Annotated in this window: 16 protein-coding genes; 7 read left to right on the top strand and 9 right to left on the bottom strand. The window is 62.7% G+C overall.

Annotation, left to right across the window (positions count from 1 at the left end):
- Window positions 1–153: 153 nt before the first annotated feature.
- Window positions 154–1,494 (top strand): APC family permease, encoded by a 1,341-nt coding sequence (locus SB822_RS27785; protein WP_410856115.1) that lies wholly within the window; start codon window positions 154–156, stop codon window positions 1,492–1,494.
- 93 nt (window positions 1,495–1,587) lie between these two features.
- Here SB822_RS27785 and SB822_RS27780 read toward each other — a convergent pair whose 3' ends face one another.
- Window positions 1,588–3,129 (bottom strand): tetratricopeptide repeat protein, encoded by a 1,542-nt coding sequence (locus SB822_RS27780; protein WP_090836009.1) that lies wholly within the window; start codon window positions 3,127–3,129, stop codon window positions 1,588–1,590.
- A gap of 256 nt (window positions 3,130–3,385) precedes the next feature.
- Between SB822_RS27780 and SB822_RS27775 the strand changes: the two genes are divergently transcribed.
- The 4 genes from SB822_RS27775 to SB822_RS27760 all read left to right on the top strand — a co-directional run bounded on the left by SB822_RS27775 (window position 3,386) and on the right by SB822_RS27760 (window position 6,927).
- On the top strand, window positions 3,386–4,597 hold the full coding sequence (locus tag SB822_RS27775; RefSeq protein ID WP_090836008.1) for a putative DNA modification/repair radical SAM protein: 1,212 nt from the start codon (window positions 3,386–3,388) through the stop codon (window positions 4,595–4,597).
- 16 nt (window positions 4,598–4,613) lie between these two features.
- Complete coding sequence (locus SB822_RS27770) at window positions 4,614–6,089, top strand: UdgX family uracil-DNA binding protein (protein WP_090836007.1); 1,476 nt, start codon at window positions 4,614–4,616, stop codon at window positions 6,087–6,089.
- A 50-nt stretch (window positions 6,090–6,139) separates the two neighbouring features.
- Window positions 6,140–6,652, top strand: a complete 513-nt coding sequence (locus SB822_RS27765; RefSeq protein ID WP_244144591.1) for a GNAT family N-acetyltransferase — start codon at window positions 6,140–6,142, stop codon at window positions 6,650–6,652.
- Window positions 6,653–6,792: 140 nt separating this feature from the next.
- A complete protein-coding gene (locus SB822_RS27760; RefSeq protein ID WP_007750087.1) occupies window positions 6,793–6,927 on the top strand; it encodes a hypothetical protein in 135 nt (44 codons plus the stop codon).
- Window positions 6,928–7,079: 152 nt separating this feature from the next.
- Here SB822_RS27760 and SB822_RS27755 read toward each other — a convergent pair whose 3' ends face one another.
- From SB822_RS27755 to guaB, 6 genes are all read right to left on the bottom strand, one after another.
- Window positions 7,080–7,271, bottom strand: a complete 192-nt coding sequence (locus tag SB822_RS27755) for a hypothetical protein (protein ID WP_208525968.1) — start codon at window positions 7,269–7,271, stop codon at window positions 7,080–7,082.
- Window positions 7,183–7,572 (bottom strand): hypothetical protein, encoded by a 390-nt coding sequence (locus SB822_RS27750; protein ID WP_208525970.1) that lies wholly within the window; start codon window positions 7,570–7,572, stop codon window positions 7,183–7,185. Before SB822_RS27750 ends, SB822_RS27755 begins: the two co-directional genes overlap by 89 nt.
- A gap of 75 nt (window positions 7,573–7,647) precedes the next feature.
- Complete coding sequence (gene guaA, locus SB822_RS27745; protein ID WP_090836005.1) at window positions 7,648–9,231, bottom strand: glutamine-hydrolyzing GMP synthase; 1,584 nt, start codon at window positions 9,229–9,231, stop codon at window positions 7,648–7,650.
- The gene (locus tag SB822_RS27740) at window positions 9,224–9,451 is read right to left on the bottom strand and encodes a hypothetical protein (protein ID WP_007588242.1); all 228 of its coding nucleotides are present in this window, start codon (window positions 9,449–9,451) and stop codon (window positions 9,224–9,226) included. The genes guaA and SB822_RS27740 overlap by 8 nt, the downstream gene beginning before the upstream one ends.
- Window positions 9,444–10,241, bottom strand: a complete 798-nt coding sequence (locus SB822_RS27735; protein ID WP_090836004.1) for a hypothetical protein — start codon at window positions 10,239–10,241, stop codon at window positions 9,444–9,446. The genes SB822_RS27740 and SB822_RS27735 overlap by 8 nt, the downstream gene beginning before the upstream one ends.
- Before the next feature lie 6 nt (window positions 10,242–10,247).
- The gene (gene guaB, locus SB822_RS27730) at window positions 10,248–11,708 is read right to left on the bottom strand and encodes an IMP dehydrogenase (protein ID WP_007588238.1); all 1,461 of its coding nucleotides are present in this window, start codon (window positions 11,706–11,708) and stop codon (window positions 10,248–10,250) included.
- A gap of 307 nt (window positions 11,709–12,015) precedes the next feature.
- On the opposite strand from guaB, the gene SB822_RS27725 reads away from it, so the two are divergent.
- Entirely contained in the window at window positions 12,016–12,990 is a 975-nt protein-coding gene (locus SB822_RS27725; RefSeq protein WP_007588236.1) for a DMT family transporter, read from the top strand.
- 105 nt (window positions 12,991–13,095) lie between these two features.
- Here the strand turns inward: SB822_RS27725 and SB822_RS27720 are convergent, their stop codons facing one another.
- Entirely contained in the window at window positions 13,096–13,428 is a 333-nt protein-coding gene (locus SB822_RS27720; RefSeq protein WP_007588235.1) for an RnfH family protein, read from the bottom strand.
- The gene (locus tag SB822_RS27715; protein ID WP_007588234.1) at window positions 13,425–13,862 is read right to left on the bottom strand and encodes a type II toxin-antitoxin system RatA family toxin; all 438 of its coding nucleotides are present in this window, start codon (window positions 13,860–13,862) and stop codon (window positions 13,425–13,427) included. The genes SB822_RS27720 and SB822_RS27715 overlap by 4 nt, the downstream gene beginning before the upstream one ends.
- A 131-nt stretch (window positions 13,863–13,993) precedes the next feature.
- Here SB822_RS27715 and smpB point away from each other — a divergent pair, with 131 nt between their 5' ends.
- A complete protein-coding gene (gene smpB, locus SB822_RS27710) occupies window positions 13,994–14,440 on the top strand; it encodes an SsrA-binding protein SmpB (RefSeq protein WP_007588232.1) in 447 nt (148 codons plus the stop codon).
- The last annotated feature ends 275 nt before the right edge of the window (window positions 14,441–14,715 follow it).

Here is a 14,715-nt window from a genome sequence, read left to right as displayed (position 1 = left end):
TTTCCAGCAGTCTGTCCGGGACGTACCGCACGGGGCCGAGCGCGCCCTGCGCGCGTACGCCCACGCCCGTCGAAATGCCAGCCATAGGCACCATAAGGCATCCAGAAGACATCCATATCGGCCATCGCTATCGGCCTGGCTTTAGGAGAAATCATGCAAGCGTCGTCATCTCATGAACCGTCGCACCTGAAGCGCACGCTCGGCTTGCCGTCCGTGCTGCTGTTCGGTCTCGCCTACATGGCGCCGCTGATCGTCTACGGCACCTACGGCGTGCTCGCCAAAGCCAGCGACGACACAGCCGCCCTCGCCTATCTGCTCGCGCTGATCGCGATCGCCTTCACCGCGCTCAGCTACGGCAAGCTCGCGCGGCTCTACCCCGTCGCCGGCTCGGCGTACACGTACACGCGCAAGACCTTCAACGCGCATCTCGGCTTTTTGATCGGCTGGGCGACGCTGCTCGACTATTTCTTCCTGCCGATGGTGATCTGGCTGATCGGCGCCGCGTATCTGAACGCGGCGTTTCCGCATGTGCCGTCGTGGATCTGGATCGTCGCATTCATCGTGCTGACGAGCGGCCTGAACATCGTCGGGATCGAACTGGCCGCGCGCTTCAACATCGTGCTGATGGTCGTGCAACTGGCGATTGTCGCGATGTTCGTCGCGCTGTGCTGGCACTATGCGTCGGCGGCGGCGGGCCCTGGCGGCATCGCGATGGCCGAGCCGTTCTTCAAGCCGCATGTGCCGCTCGGCGCGACGATGGCGGGCGCCGCGATTGCCGCGTACTCGTATCTCGGTTTCGATGCCGTGTCGACGCTGACGGAAGAAACCATCGATCCGAAGAAGAACATGCCGCGCGCGATCCTGCTGATTGCGTTGATTGGCGGCGCGATCTTCGTGATCGCCGCGTATACGATGCAGTTGGCGCACCCCGGCGTCGAGTTCAAGGACACGGATTCGGCCGCGTTCGAAGTCGCGAAGATGATTGGCGGCGATATTTTCGTGACCGTGTTTCTCGCGGGCCTGATTCTCGCGCAGTTCGCGTCGGGCATCTCGGCGCAGGCGAGCGTCGGCCGCTTGCTGTATGCGATGGGTCGCGATGAAATCCTGCCGAAGCGCTTCTTCGGCTATATCCATCCGCGCTTCAAGACGCCGGCGATCAATATCGCGATTGCGGGCATCGTCGGGCTGATCGCGCTGAAGCTCGATGTGGCCACGTCGACGTCGTTCATCAACTTCGGCGCGTTCCTCGCGTTCACGGCCGTCAACCTGTGCGTGGTCCGTCTGTATCTGTCGGGCAATCATGGCGACCGCAAGATCGGCGTATTCGGCGGGCTGGTGTTTCCGCTGATCGGCGCAGTGGCCGATATCTGGCTGCTCGCGAGCCTCGAAAAGACGGCGCTCGTGCTCGGCGCGGTGTGGTTCGTGCTGGGTATCGCGTACCTGTGCTGGATCACGCGTCTGTTCCGCCAGGCGCCGCCTGAAGTGGCGATCTGAGCGGGTAGTGAAATGCGCGATTCGCCGAGGCGGATCGCGTTCGAGAAAACGCGGCGCATTGTATGCGCCGCGTTTTGCTTTGCGTTTTGCCTTTTATGCGCGCGCCGGAAATTCCGCTTCCAGCGCTTCGATCAAATTCGACAGCACGTCGACCCAGTTGCCGCGCTCGGACTGATTGAAGATCCGCATGCCCGGATACCACGGGCTATCAGTGCGCTCGCGCAGCCACCTCCAGCATCCCGCGTAGCGATTGAGCAGCCACACGCGCTTGCCCATCGCCGCGGCGAGATGCGCAACCGACGTATCGACGGCGATCACCAGATCGAGTGGCTCGACAAGCGCCGCCGTGTCGGCGAAATCCGCGATCTCGCTCATCCAGTCGTTCACGTTCGGACGCTGTGCCGCAGTGAGTTCCTTCGACGCGTCGTCCGCTTTCTGCAAGCTGATCCACTGCGCGCGCGGCCACGCGAGCAGACGCTCGACCTGCGCAGGCGCGATGCTGCGCATCCTGTCCATATGCGCGTTGATCTTGCCGCCCGCCCACACGATGCCGATGCGTGGCACACGTTGCGGCGCGACTGCCGCGAGACGCTCGCGCCAGTATGTGGCGCGCTGCGGATCGGCGCGCAGATAGCGCGACGGCGCCGAGCCGAGGTTCTGCAAGCCGATTTCGAGCGCCATCGGCAGAGAGAGCATCGGTGAATAGCAGTCCCATTCGCTCCAGTCGGAGGGTACATCGTCCAGCAGCTGCAACTGCGGATAACGTTCGCCAAACGAATCCTCGAAGAGCCGCCGCAGCGGCTTCGGGCAGTTGAAGCCGATCGTCGCGAAACGGTCGAGCGCGAGCGGGAAGAAGCGGCTGAACTGCAACGCATCGCCGAGTCCCTGCTCGTACACGATGAACAGCCGCGCGTCCCGTTTCGGCGAAGCTTCGCCCAGCCACTGCGGCACAGGCCATTCAGCCGGCCGCGCGCCGCGCTCGCCGCGATTGTTGCCGAGCGCGGCCCAGCGGTATTCGAAATGCGGCCACGCTTCTTCGTATCGCCCGGCCGCGAGCATCATATGGCCGATATTGCTGCGCGCTTCGAGATTCGACGGATCGAGCTCATACGCGCGCCGGTGATGCACGATGGCCGTTTCGACGTCGCCGAGCGCGTTCAGCACGAGCCCGAGGTTGTTGTGCGCGCCGGAGTGCGCCGGGTTCGTTGAGATCACGCTGCGATACGCGTGCTCTGCCGCTTCCATGTCGTCGTTCAGTTGCAGCGCGACGCCGAGATTGAAGGCGAGAATCGACGTATCGATCGACACGGACGGCTCGCTGCGCGCGAGATCGAGCCCGCGTTGCGCGCTCGCCGCGCCCTCGGCAAGCGCGCCCGAACGAATCTGCACGACGCTCAGACTGTTGTAGAAGATGGGATCGGGCCGCGCGCGCAGCGCCTGCTCGATCCAGTGCGCCGCGCCGCCCGGCTCCTTCGCTTCGAGCGCGACGAGGCCGCGCAGATGGAGCGCGCCGGCGTGCCCGGGCTGCGCTTGCAGCACGGCGTCCAGATGCGCGCGCGCCGCGTCGTGGTCGCCCGCGAAAAAGACTTGCTCGGCTGCCGCGTAGCGCTGGTCGATATCTGGCTGGGATGTCATTCGATCATGTCCTTCACCGCGACAAAACTGAGGCTTCGAACCGTCGATACGTCGATTCGGCTCGGGGCTGCAATGATTGCACTGCGCCGCCTGCGAGCTGTGAAGTTGTGTGAAGGCAGAAGCCGCCGCTGTTCAGCTTATCCACTGAAAAATAGGACAAATCCGGGACAGCCGCCGCGTTCGCGGCAATACGTGCCTTGTGGACAGCACGCGACGGCGTAGAATACTGTACATATATACAGTGTCGCCGTCTGCCATGGAACTGCTCAAAAAGCTCGAAATACTCGCCGACGCCGCCAAGTACGACGCGTCGTGTGCGAGCAGCGGCGCGCCACAGCGCAGTTCGCGCGGCGCGGACGGGCTCGGCGCGAGCACGGGCGCGGGCATCTGCCACAGCTTCACGCCCGACGGCCGATGCGTGTCGTTGCTGAAAATCCTGCTGACCAATTTCTGTCTGTACGACTGTCAGTATTGCGTGAACCGGCGCACGAGCAACGTGCCGCGCACGCGTTTCACACCCGAGGAAGTCGTGAGCCTCACGCTCGACTTTTACCGGCGCAATTACATCGACGGGCTGTTTCTCAGTTCCGGCGTGATCCGCTCGTCGAACTACACGATGGAGCAACTGGTACGCGTCGCGCAGTCGTTGCGCGAAGAACATCTGTTTCGCGGGTATATCCATCTGAAAACCATTCCCGATGCCGATCCGCAACTGATCGCGCAAGCGGGCCGTTACGCGGATCGCCTGAGCGTCAATATCGAACTGCCAACCGAAATCAGTCTGGAACGGCTCGCGCCCGAGAAAAGCGCGCGCACGATCCGCCTCGCGATGGGCTCGATTCGCCTCGCCAGCGACGAAGCCGAGAGCGACGCGAAAGCGCCGCGCTTCTCGCCGGCTGGCCAGAGCACGCAGATGATCGTCGGCGCGGACGACACCAGCGACAGCACGATCCTGCAAACGGCCGAAACGCTGTACGGCTCGTACCGGCTCAAGCGCGTCTACTACTCCGCGTTCAGCCCGATTCCCGACAGTCCGACGGCGCTGCCGGCCAAGGCGCCGCCGCTGTTGCGCGAGCATCGTTTGTATCAGGCGGATTTTCTGTTGCGCGGTTACGGGTTTCGCGTTGACGAACTGTTCGACACACCCGGCAATCTCGCGCTCGACATCGATCCGAAGCTCGCGTGGGCGCTGAGTCATCGGGAGAGCTTTCCCGTCGATCTGAATCGCGCGAATGTACGCATGATCGCGCGCGTGCCGGGCATCGGCATGCGCAACGCAAAGCGTCTGGTGGCACTGCGGCGCTCGCGGCGCATCCGCTATCAGGATCTCGTGCAGTTGCGGTGTTCGATGGACAAGACGCGGCCGTTCGTCGTGACAGCCGACTATCGCCCCGCGCACGCCGACCTGTCGACGCAGCGGTTACGTCACGCACTGACGCCGCCGCCGACGCAGTTGTCGCTGCTTTGACACCGGACGCGAAGGCATGCGGGTCATCTCGATCGAGGACAGCTATGCGGCGTGGCGCGAAGCCGCGCTGCAGGCGCTTGCGAGCCGCATTGCGCCCGAGGATATCGACTGGCGTGTAATTGGCGATGACGATCGCGCAACCACGCCCGCGTTGTTCGACGATCACGCGTCTGCGTCCCAGGCAACGACCGCACCCGCCAATGTCCGCATTTCTCGCGAGCTCGGTGAACTGCTGAAGGACGCAGCGCTCTATCGCGACACGGCACGTTGGGCGTTCCTCTACCGCGTGCTCTGGCGATGGCATGACGGCGACCGCTCGGTCGCGTCCGCCGCCGATTGCGACGGCGCGCGCCTGTACAAGATGGCCAAGGCCGTACGGCGCGCGAAGCACGACATGATCGCGTATGTACGTTTCCGGCTGCGCGAGCCCGGCAACGATGCGCCTGCGGCCGATCTGCCCGAGTACGTCGCGTGGTACGAGCCGGAGCACGATGTGCTCGCGTGGTCAGCCGAGCATTTCGCACGCCGCATGGGCCGCTCGACGTGGCTCATCTCGACACCCGATAGCGCCGCGTGGTGGAACGGCAAAACGTTGCGGCTCGAACACCGTCCGGCGTTATCCAGCGACCGTTGCAAGCACACCGCCGACCAAGCCGAAGCGCTCTGGCTCGCCTACTACCGCAGCACATTCAATCCCGCGCGGCTGAACGAGACGGCGCTCGAACAGCACATGCCCGTGCGCTTCTGGAAAGGCCTGCCCGAAGGCCACCTGATTCCGTCGATGATCAGCGAAGCGAAAAGCGGCGCGCAACGGGTCGCGCAGGCGCGCGGCGTCGGCGTGCTGGGCGGCAAGAGCGTGCCTGTCGATGCACATAGCGCGCAACCGGCGCGTCAGCAGCCATCGACGCTCGACGCATGCCGGCGCTGTGAGCTGTGGCGGCACGCGACGCAAGCCGTCGATGGCATCGGTCCCGACGATGCGCGCATCATGCTGATCGGCGAACAGCCTGGCGATCAGGAAGACCTCGCGGGCAAGCCGTTTGTCGGACCAGCGGGCAGATTGCTCGATGTTGCAATCGAGCGTGCGGGGTTGCGGCGCGAACAACTTTATCTGACCAACGCCGTCAAGCACTTCAAGTGGATGCTGCGCGGCAAGCGGCGCCTGCACAAGACTGCTGCGCAGCAGGAAATCGATGCGTGCGGTTACTGGCTCGAACGCGAACTGGAGCGCGTGAAGCCTGCCGTCGTCGTCACGTTGGGCGCGACTGCGTTGACTGCGCTGCTGCACGAGAAAGTCAGTTTGCGCGATTGGATCGAACGGTCGATCGATGTTGACGGCATGCAGGTGATCTCCACGTATCACCCGTCGTTCGCGTTGCGGCAGGAGAATGACGAGGCGCGCGAGCGGGTGCTGGATGCGATCGCTTCTGCATTGGCGCGGGCGCGCGATCTGGCGGACACGGGGCAAGAACGGCGGCACGTATCGCGCTAGTGTTTCGTCAAGGAATGCGCGAGCATTCCTTCATCCAATGGACGGATGCCATGCGAACCCTTCTCCATACCTCGCGGCTGCGCCTCGAACCGTTCGACGAAGCTCATTTCGCCGGGTTGCTCGCGCTCAACTCCGATCCTGTCGTGATGCAATTTCTCGGCGACGGCTCGCCTGCCACGCCGACGGAAGTGCATCAGAGCATCGATACGGCAAAGGCGCGCTGGGAACGGTTCGGCTTTTCGTGGTGGTCGTTCATCAGGCACGACAGCGGCGAGATCATCGGCGCGGGGTGCGTGCAGCACATCGAGAACGAACCGGGTAATCCGGTGGAAGTCGGCTGGCGTTTGAAGCGCGATCACTGGGGACAAGGCTACGCGACGGAAGCCGCGCGAGCGATGATCGGGTTTGCGTTCGATGAACTGTGCCTTGCTTCTATCTATGCGACGACGCATCCGTCGAATGAACGATCGATCAATGTCATGAAGCGGCTCGGGATGCGTAGTGTCGGTTTGCAGCCCTACTACGGGACGTTGGCGGCAACGTATGTGCTGGAGAAGCCGTAAGCCGCAGCCTGCTATCTCAAAATTCGTCCTTTTCCTATGTCCGCCGCTGTCACGCGTCCCTATTCTTGAAGCATCAACAGAGCGCCACTCAACACGATATGGATTGCGCCTGTTATCACCTTCATTGACAGGAGCACATCATGTTTGTCTACTTCCTTCTCAGCCAGTTCAGCCAGTGGCTTCGTTTCGTGGACAAGCCGCGTTGCGGCGCATTTCTCGCAGCATCCGTTGATATCGAAGAACTGGGCAAGAACGCTCAACGATACGATCGGTAAGCGGAATCTCCACGATTTTCCGCCGTGACGCATCACGGCAGAAAGCGCGCTGACACGCCCCAGCACCCCTTCCTGGTCGCACGCTCGATGATCGTCGATCTGGTGGTTACACCCTTGCGGGGACGGGGGCCGCCGCCAGTTCGATGCGCAATTCACTTCGCTGCAACGGACCCTGCTTCAAGCCGCATCTCCACCAGATCAATGCCCGGCGCGTACCCGTCCTTTTCTGAGCGGACAGTTTGAAATCCAAACCGCTCAAAAAAGCCGGCACTGTGCTGGCTGGTGGTCAGCAAAACCGCCGCAGCGTTGTTGCTCGCAAAGATGTGCTCCAGTCGTGCCTTCATGAGGCGACTTCCCAGACCCGCCTTGTGCCCGGTCTTTGCTCACCATTCCCCAACACAAAATAATCTCGTTGGGAGTCGTTCTGCTGGCTGCCCAGCCACCACAGGCCACGACCTCGCCATCCTCTTCAAGCACCAGGTAGGGCCCCGGAAGACGGTTAAGGTATTCAGTGAATTCGACACGCTCCTCCTCGGCAAAAAACTTTGGAATGTTACTGTCGAACAGCTGTTCGCACGCAGCAAGATCGGTGCGCTCAAAAAAACGAATCACCATGCCTAAATAACTCAAAGCGCCGAAAGACACCCGCCGTCTTCCGGCGCGAATTGAATGACAGGCGCAGAGCCGAGTTTTTGATCTCGGCCTGTGCCAGAAGCTATATCACTCCCACTCAATCGTCGCAGGCGGCTTGCCCGAGATGTCGTACACGACGCGATTGATACCACGCACTTCATTGATGATCCGGTTCGACACATGGCCGAGCAGGTCATGCGGCAGATGCGCCCAATGCGCCGTCATGAAGTCGAGCGTCTGGACCGCGCGCAGCGCAACGACATACTCATACGTGCGGCCATCGCCCATTACACCCACGCTCTTCACTGGCAGGAACACGGCGAACGCCTGGCTCGTCAGGTCGTACCACGACTTGCCCGTTTCCTTGTCGATGAAGGTGCGCAACGTTTCGATGAAAATCGCGTCCGCGCGACGCAGCAGATCAGCGTAATCGCGCTTCACTTCGCCAAGAATACGCACACCGAGGCCCGGGCCCGGGAACGGATGGCGATACACCATCGAAGGCGGCAGACCGAGCTTCACGCCCAGTTCGCGCACTTCGTCCTTGAACAGTTCACGCAGCGGCTCGAGCAGCTTCAGATTCAGCGTCTCCGGCAGGCCACCGACGTTGTGGTGGCTCTTGATCGTATGCGCGGCCTTCTTGCCCTTGCCCGCCGATTCGATCACGTCCGGATAGATCGTGCCTTGCGCGAGCCACTTCGCATCCGTCAGCTTGCCGGCTTCCGCCTGGAACACCTCGACGAACTCGGCGCCGATGATCTTGCGCTTCGCTTCCGGATCGGTCACGCCCTTGAGCTTCGACAGGAAGGCTTCGCTGGCGTCGACGTGGATCACCTTCACGCCGAGGTTGTCGGCGAACATCGACATCACCTGCTCGGCTTCGTTCAGGCGCAACAGGCCGTGATCGACGAACACACAGGTCAATTGATCGCCGATCGCGCGATGCAGCAGCGCCGCCGCCACCGACGAATCCACGCCGCCCGACAGACCGAGAATCACATGCTCGTCGCCGACCTGCTTGCGGATGTTTTCGACGGCTTCGTCGATGTAATTGCCCATTTCCCAATCGGGTTTCGCGCCGCAGATCTTCAGCACGAAGCGCTCAAGCATCGCGCGACCCTGCACCGTGTGCGTGACTTCCGGGTGCCATTGCAGGCCGTAGAAGTGGCGCGCCTCATCGGCCATCGCGGCGATCGGGCACGAGTCCGTCGATGCCATCAGCTGGAAGCCCACGGGCATTTCCAGCACCTTGTCGCCGTGGCTCATCCACACCTTCAGCATGCCGTGGCCTTCGGACGTTGCGAAGTCCTGAATGCCGTCGAGGAAGCTGGTGTGGTTGCGCGCGCGCACTTCCGCGTAGCCGAACTCACGCAGATGGCCGGTTTCGACCTTCCCGCCGAGCTGCTCGGCCATCGTCTGCATGCCGTAGCAGATGCCGAGCACGGGCACGCCCGCTTCGAACACCGCTTGCGGCGCGCGCGGCGTGTCGCTCTCGGTCACCGAGTTCGGGCCGCCCGACAGGATGATGCCCATCGGCTTGAATTCGCGGATGAACTCGTCGCTGACGTCGTGCGGATGGATTTCCGACAGCACGTGCGCCTCGCGAATGCGGCGTGCGATCAGTTGGGTGACTTGCGAACCGAAGTCGAGGATCAGGATCTTGTCATGCATGGCAGCGGACTGAATCTAAAAAGAACGGATAGGGAAAGCCGCGCTGGTCGCATCGCGACAGAACGGCGTTGTATTCGAAACGGATTGGCTTGCGCGGCAACGGCGGCCTGAGCGCCGCATCGCTGCGTGCCGTGATCGATAAAAAGCTCGATAGAAGACCTGCGCGCAGACGGATTCCAGTTGTTTCGGCGTTGGGCGTAAGCTTGCGCGGGTCAGCCATGAAACGGCGGCCGGGGTGTGCCCGATTTCGCTTCGGCAGCACGCGCGTCGGCTTCATTGCGCTGGGCTGCTGCGCGTTCACGCGCAGCGGCGTCCTCGTGGGCTTCGGCCCGGCGTTCATGCGCCAGCGCGTCTTCACGCGCGGCCGCGGCCGCTTCGGGCATCGTCGCGCGCGGCGGTTGCGCCGTCAGGCCAGGCTCGACGGGATGCCCCGTCGCCGGACTCACGGGCGTTGCGGCAAGCGTCGGCTCGACATGCGGCCCCGTGGTGGCCGGATAAACCACACCCGTGCGAGCCGCATCACGCTCACGCTCGGCCTTGCGCGCCTCGTTCTCGGCGTCGCGCGCCGCCACACGGTCGGTGCGTTCGGCGGCAGCCGTGCCGGCCAGCCGCTCGCGCCGCTTCACCGCGCTCGAGAGCTTCACCCCGCCCAGACCGATAACGAGCAGTACTACGCCCGTCAGCACCGCCACCAGCTGACCAAACCCGGTCAACTGCGGCGTATGCAGCCCCACCAGCCAGACCAGCATCAGCAAGCCCGTCAGCCAGTTCACATGGCCGACGACCTTGGCCGTCGTCGCCGTCATCGCGCCGTCGATCGACGCATGCAGCGCGAGCCACGCCAGACCGATCAGCGCAATGCCCGCCCCCTGCCCAACCAGCGCAGGGTCTGTCTGCACCAGCTGCAGCGCGTCGTACAGCGATTTCCACGGCGTGAGCAAAAACAACAGCCCAAACGCCAGCAACAACAAGGCATCGATGATCAGTACGGCACGCAGCAGCGGCTTCATCGGCAATTAGTCCACGTGGTAGTTGGGGGCTTCCTTCGTGATCTGGACATCGTGCACATGCGATTCGCGCATGCCCGCCGACGTGATTTCGACGAACGAAGCTTTCTCGTGCAACTCGTCAATCGTGCGGCAGCCGCAGTAACCCATCGATGCACGCACGCCGCCGATCAGCTGGAACAGGATCGCGCCGACCGAGCCCTTGTACGCGACACGGCCTTCGATGCCTTCCGGCACCAGCTTGTCGATGTTCGCGGAGTTGTCCTGGAAGTAGCGGTCAGCCGCGCCGTCCTTCATCGCGCCGACAGAACCCATGCCGCGGTACGACTTGTACTGGCGGCCCTGATACAGGAACACATCGCCCGGCGACTCTTCCGTGCCGGCGAACATGCTGCCCATCATTACGGCGTTTGCGCCTGCTGCCAGTGCCTTGCTGACGTCGCCCGAGAAGCGCACGCCACCGTCAGCGATCACCGGTACGCCCGTACCCTTGAGCGCCGCCGATACGTTGGCGATCGCGCTGATCTGCGGCACGCCCACGCCTGCGACGATACGCGTCGTGCAGATCGAGCCCGGGCCGATGCCGACCTTCACGCCGTCCGCGCCGTACTCGACGAGCGCCTTCGCTGCGTCGGCCGTCGCGATGTTGCCGCCGATCACCTCGACGTGCGGGAAGTTCTTCTTGACCCACTGGACGCGCTCCAGCACGCCCCGGCTATGACCATGCGCCGTATCGACGACGATCACGTCGACGCCCGCCTGCACCAGCAGCGACACGCGCTCTTCGTTGTCCTCGCCGACGCCGACCGCGGCGCCCGCGCGCAGCTTGCCATGCTCGTCCTTACAGGCGTCCGGGTGCTCCGTCTGCTTCGTGATGTCCTTCACCGTCATCAGGCCGCGCAGTTCGAACGCGTCGTTGACGACCAGCACGCGCTCGAGGCGGTGGCCGTGCATCAGCGCTTTCGCTTCGGCGAGCGGCGTGCCTTCCTTGACCGTCACGAGACGCTCGCGCGGCGTCATGATCGTGCGCACGGGCTCGTCCAGACGCGTTTCGAAGCGCAGATCGCGGTTCGTGACGATGCCGATCAGTTGTGCACCTTCGACGACCGGGAAGCCCGAAATGCCATGCTGGCGCGACAGCGCGATCACGTCGCTCACTTTCATTTGCGGCGGAACCGTGATCGGATCGCGCACGACGCCCGATTCAAAGCGCTTGACCTTCGCGACTTCGCGAGCCTGCTCGGCCGGCGTGAGATTCTTGTGGACGATGCCGACTCCGCCCATCTGCGCCATGGCAATGGCAAGGCGAGCTTCGGTAACGGTGTCCATCGCGGCGGACACGAGCGGCATATTGAGGGAGATGTTGCGGGTCAGCCGGGTTTTCAGGCTGGTGTCGCGCGGCAGAACGTCGGAGAAAGCCGGGACGAGGAGCACGTCATCGAACGTGAGTGCTTTTTGGATCAGACGCATGGCAAATCCTATAGGCGCAAAAGCGAATTATACGCGAAACCTTCCGGTTTTCGCTGCACGAACAGTCAGTTAGCGAAATTCTTCAATGTTTTATCGCGTCGAACGACCGTCTGATTTCGCTTCTGCGTTCGGCTCGCGTTCGAACCGGTTTCGTATGCTCGTTCGAACGCATACGCTGCCATTCATCCTTCCAGGCGCGCTTTTCCAGCATAGGCGAAGTGCTGCAAAGTGCAGAATCGAACAAGACGCGAACACGCCCGTCCGGCTATGCTTCGCGCACTTTCAGTTTTTCGATCGGGGCAAGGCAATGCAGCGCGGCGTGGTGTACGGAATGTTGGCGGGAGCGTTATGGGGCATGGTGTTTCTGGTGCCGCGGCTGTTGCCCGATTTTTCGCCCGTGCTGCTGAGCGCCGGCCGCTACGCAATGTACGGCGTCGTGTCGCTGCTGGCCGCGCTGCCTTCCGCACGCTCCCTGATGCGCCGGCTTACGCGTGAAGATCTGAACGCGCTCGTCAAGCTCGCGCTCGCGGGCAATCTGCTCTATTACCTGCTGTTGACGGGCGCCGTGCACCTCGTTGGCATTGCGCCGTCCTCGCTGATCGTCGGTGTGCTGCCCGTCACCGTGACGCTGCTCGGACGGCGCGATCATGGCGCCGTGCCGCTTGCGCGGCTCGCGTGGCCGCTCGCGCTCGTCGTCGTGGGTATCGTGTGCATCAATGTCGATGTGTTCGGCACGGCGGGTGAAACGCCGGGAACAATCGCGAACAAACTGATCGGCATCGCGTGCGCGGTCGGCGCGCTGGCCTGCTGGACGTGGTTCGCCGTCGAAAACGCGCGCTATCTGCAGCGTCATACGCATTTCAGCGGTAACGAGTGGTCGGTGCTGTGGGGCGTCGTGACGGGCCTGCTCGGCGCGCTGCTGTGGCTCGTGGTGGCCGTGCTGCCGTCGTCGGCCGTCGATACGTCGCATGTTGACACCCGCTGGCATCTGTTCTGGCTGCTGAACCTGGGGCTCGCGATCGGCGCATCGTGGCTCGGCAACGGCTTGTGGAACGCGGCGTCCAAGCGTCTGCCGCTGACGCTGTCGGGTCAGTTGATCGTCTTCGAGACGCTGTTCGCGCTGCTCTACGCGTTCATCTACGATCACCGGATGCCCCGTCCGCTCGAAATGGCCGCCATCCTGCTGCTGGTCGCGGGCGTCAGCTGGTCGGTGCGCCAGCACGCTGGCGACGACTCCGACCGCTCGACGCTCGAAGAAAAGGCTCAGGCGGCTGTGCACTAGGCTGCGCCCTGTCGCCGGCAGCAACCTCTCGCTACAAAGCAAAAACGGCACACCGTGTGACACGATGCGCCGTTTGCCATTTGTGCGTCGCACATCAGCGTAACGTCAGCGCGAATCCCTGTGCAGCCACTTACGCCCTTCGACGGATCCTTCCTGACGCGATTTCTCGACGCGCCGCTGCCGCGCGAGCTTTGGATCGACGATCAGCGGCCGGTAGATCTCGACGCGATCATGGTCGGCCAGCACGGTGTCCAGCGGCTTGAGCTTGCCGAACACGCCCGTCTTCTGTTTCGTCAGATCGATTCCGGGATGTTGCGCGAGGATACCGCTCGCGTCGATGGCCTGCCCGAGCGTCGCGCCTTGCGGCAACTGCAGTTCGATCAGCGTCTGCTCGCCCGGCAGCGCGTAGCAGACCTCGATGGTCAGCGTCCTGCTCATGCCTTGCCGTAGCGCTGATCGGCGCGCTTCACGAACGATTCGACGAACGTGTTCGCGATATGGCTGAACACCGGTCCGATGAGTTTCTCCAGCAGAATGTTCGCGAACTCGTAGTGCAGCGCGAACTCGATCTTGCACGCGTCCGCGCGCAGCGGCGTGAAGCGCCAGTAGCCGGTGAACTTCTTGAACGGGCCATCGGCGAAGTTCATGTCGATGCGCGTCGGCCGCTCCTGCGTGTTGTGCGTCGCGAAGTGCTGCTTGATGCCCTTGAAGTTGATGTCGATCTTCGCCTCCATCAGGTTTTCCTCCTGGCGGCGGATTTCGACGCCGCCACACCACGGAAGGAAATTGGGGTAGTCGGCGACATCGGTGACGAGGTCGAACATCTGTTCCGCCGAGTGGCGTATCAACACGGTTTTCTGGACATCTGCCATAAATTGAACAGCGCGTGGCAACAGGGATTGATAAATAGCGAGCGCGTGACAACTGAATGACGCCGCGGCGGGTTTTCGGCGTCCCGCTTTGCTAAAATCGTGATTTTAAACGAGTTGGCCACTTTCCATTCATGAGCATCATCGACAACAGAAAAGCGTTCTACGACTACTCGGTCGAAGAGCGTTACGAGGCGGGGCTCGTGCTGGAGGGCTGGGAAGTCAAGGCGCTGCGCGCCGGGCGTGGCCAGATCAAGGAAGGCTACGTCGTGATCAGGAATGCGGAGCTATTTTTGATCGGCACACACATCAGCCCGCTGCCCGAAGCGTCGACGCACATCAACCCGGACCCGGTCCGTACGCGCAAGCTGCTGCTGCATGCTGAGGAAATCAGCAAGCTGATTGGCAAGGTCGAGCAGCGCGGGTATACGCTTGTGCCGTTGAATTTTCATTACAAGAATGGGCGGGTTAAGTGTGAGATTGGGCTTGCCAAGGGCAAGAAGCAGCACGATAAGCGTGAGACTGAGAAGAAGCGGGATTGGGAGCGGGAGAAGGCGAGGTTGATGCGGACGCCGAGTTGAGGTTTTTTCGGCCTGCGCGGCGCGGTGAGGTTTGAGTTTTTTGCCGCGGCGCTGATGTTCGGTTTTGGGGTTTTGGCCTTTGCGCTGGCATCCGGGTTACGGTATTTGCTGCGCGAGCTTTGGCGCGGTGTGTTTGCCTTTTCGCTGGCATCCGGGCTTTGCCTTTGGGCTTCATGCGCCGCGGTTTGGTTTGCTTGCGTTTTCGCTGGCATCCGCGCTATGCCTTCGTGCTTCACGCGTCGCCCCTGTGCGGGGCGGCACCTACTTTTCTTTGC

Source organism: Paraburkholderia sp. SIMBA_054 (genome assembly GCF_046534875.1).
Taxonomy (GTDB): Bacteria; Pseudomonadota; Gammaproteobacteria; order Burkholderiales; family Burkholderiaceae; genus Paraburkholderia; species Paraburkholderia hospita.
This window is presented reverse-complemented; position numbering and strand designations above follow the sequence as displayed.

Coding starts and splice junctions, on each gene's coding strand:
- SB822_RS27740 (WP_007588242.1), bottom strand. CDS start 9,451: ATGGCTGACCCGCGCAAGCTTACGCCCAACGCCGAAACAACTGGAATC.
- SB822_RS27720 (WP_007588235.1), bottom strand. CDS start 13,428: ATGAGCAGGACGCTGACCATCGAGGTCTGCTACGCGCTGCCGGGCGAG.
- SB822_RS27715 (WP_007588234.1), bottom strand. CDS start 13,862: ATGGCAGATGTCCAGAAAACCGTGTTGATACGCCACTCGGCGGAACAG.
- SB822_RS27785 (WP_410856115.1), top strand. CDS start 154: ATGCAAGCGTCGTCATCTCATGAACCGTCGCACCTGAAGCGCACGCTC.
- SB822_RS27775 (WP_090836008.1), top strand. CDS start 3,386: ATGGAACTGCTCAAAAAGCTCGAAATACTCGCCGACGCCGCCAAGTAC.
- SB822_RS27755 (WP_208525968.1), bottom strand. CDS start 7,271: ATGAAGGCACGACTGGAGCACATCTTTGCGAGCAACAACGCTGCGGCG.
- SB822_RS27760 (WP_007750087.1), top strand. CDS start 6,793: ATGTTTGTCTACTTCCTTCTCAGCCAGTTCAGCCAGTGGCTTCGTTTC.
- smpB (WP_007588232.1), top strand. CDS start 13,994: ATGAGCATCATCGACAACAGAAAAGCGTTCTACGACTACTCGGTCGAA.
- SB822_RS27735 (WP_090836004.1), bottom strand. CDS start 10,241: ATGAAGCCGCTGCTGCGTGCCGTACTGATCATCGATGCCTTGTTGTTG.
- SB822_RS27780 (WP_090836009.1), bottom strand. CDS start 3,129: ATGACATCCCAGCCAGATATCGACCAGCGCTACGCGGCAGCCGAGCAA.
- SB822_RS27765 (WP_244144591.1), top strand. CDS start 6,140: ATGCGAACCCTTCTCCATACCTCGCGGCTGCGCCTCGAACCGTTCGAC.
- guaB (WP_007588238.1), bottom strand. CDS start 11,708: ATGCGTCTGATCCAAAAAGCACTCACGTTCGATGACGTGCTCCTCGTC.
- SB822_RS27725 (WP_007588236.1), top strand. CDS start 12,016: ATGCAGCGCGGCGTGGTGTACGGAATGTTGGCGGGAGCGTTATGGGGC.
- guaA (WP_090836005.1), bottom strand. CDS start 9,231: ATGCATGACAAGATCCTGATCCTCGACTTCGGTTCGCAAGTCACCCAA.
- SB822_RS27770 (WP_090836007.1), top strand. CDS start 4,614: ATGCGGGTCATCTCGATCGAGGACAGCTATGCGGCGTGGCGCGAAGCC.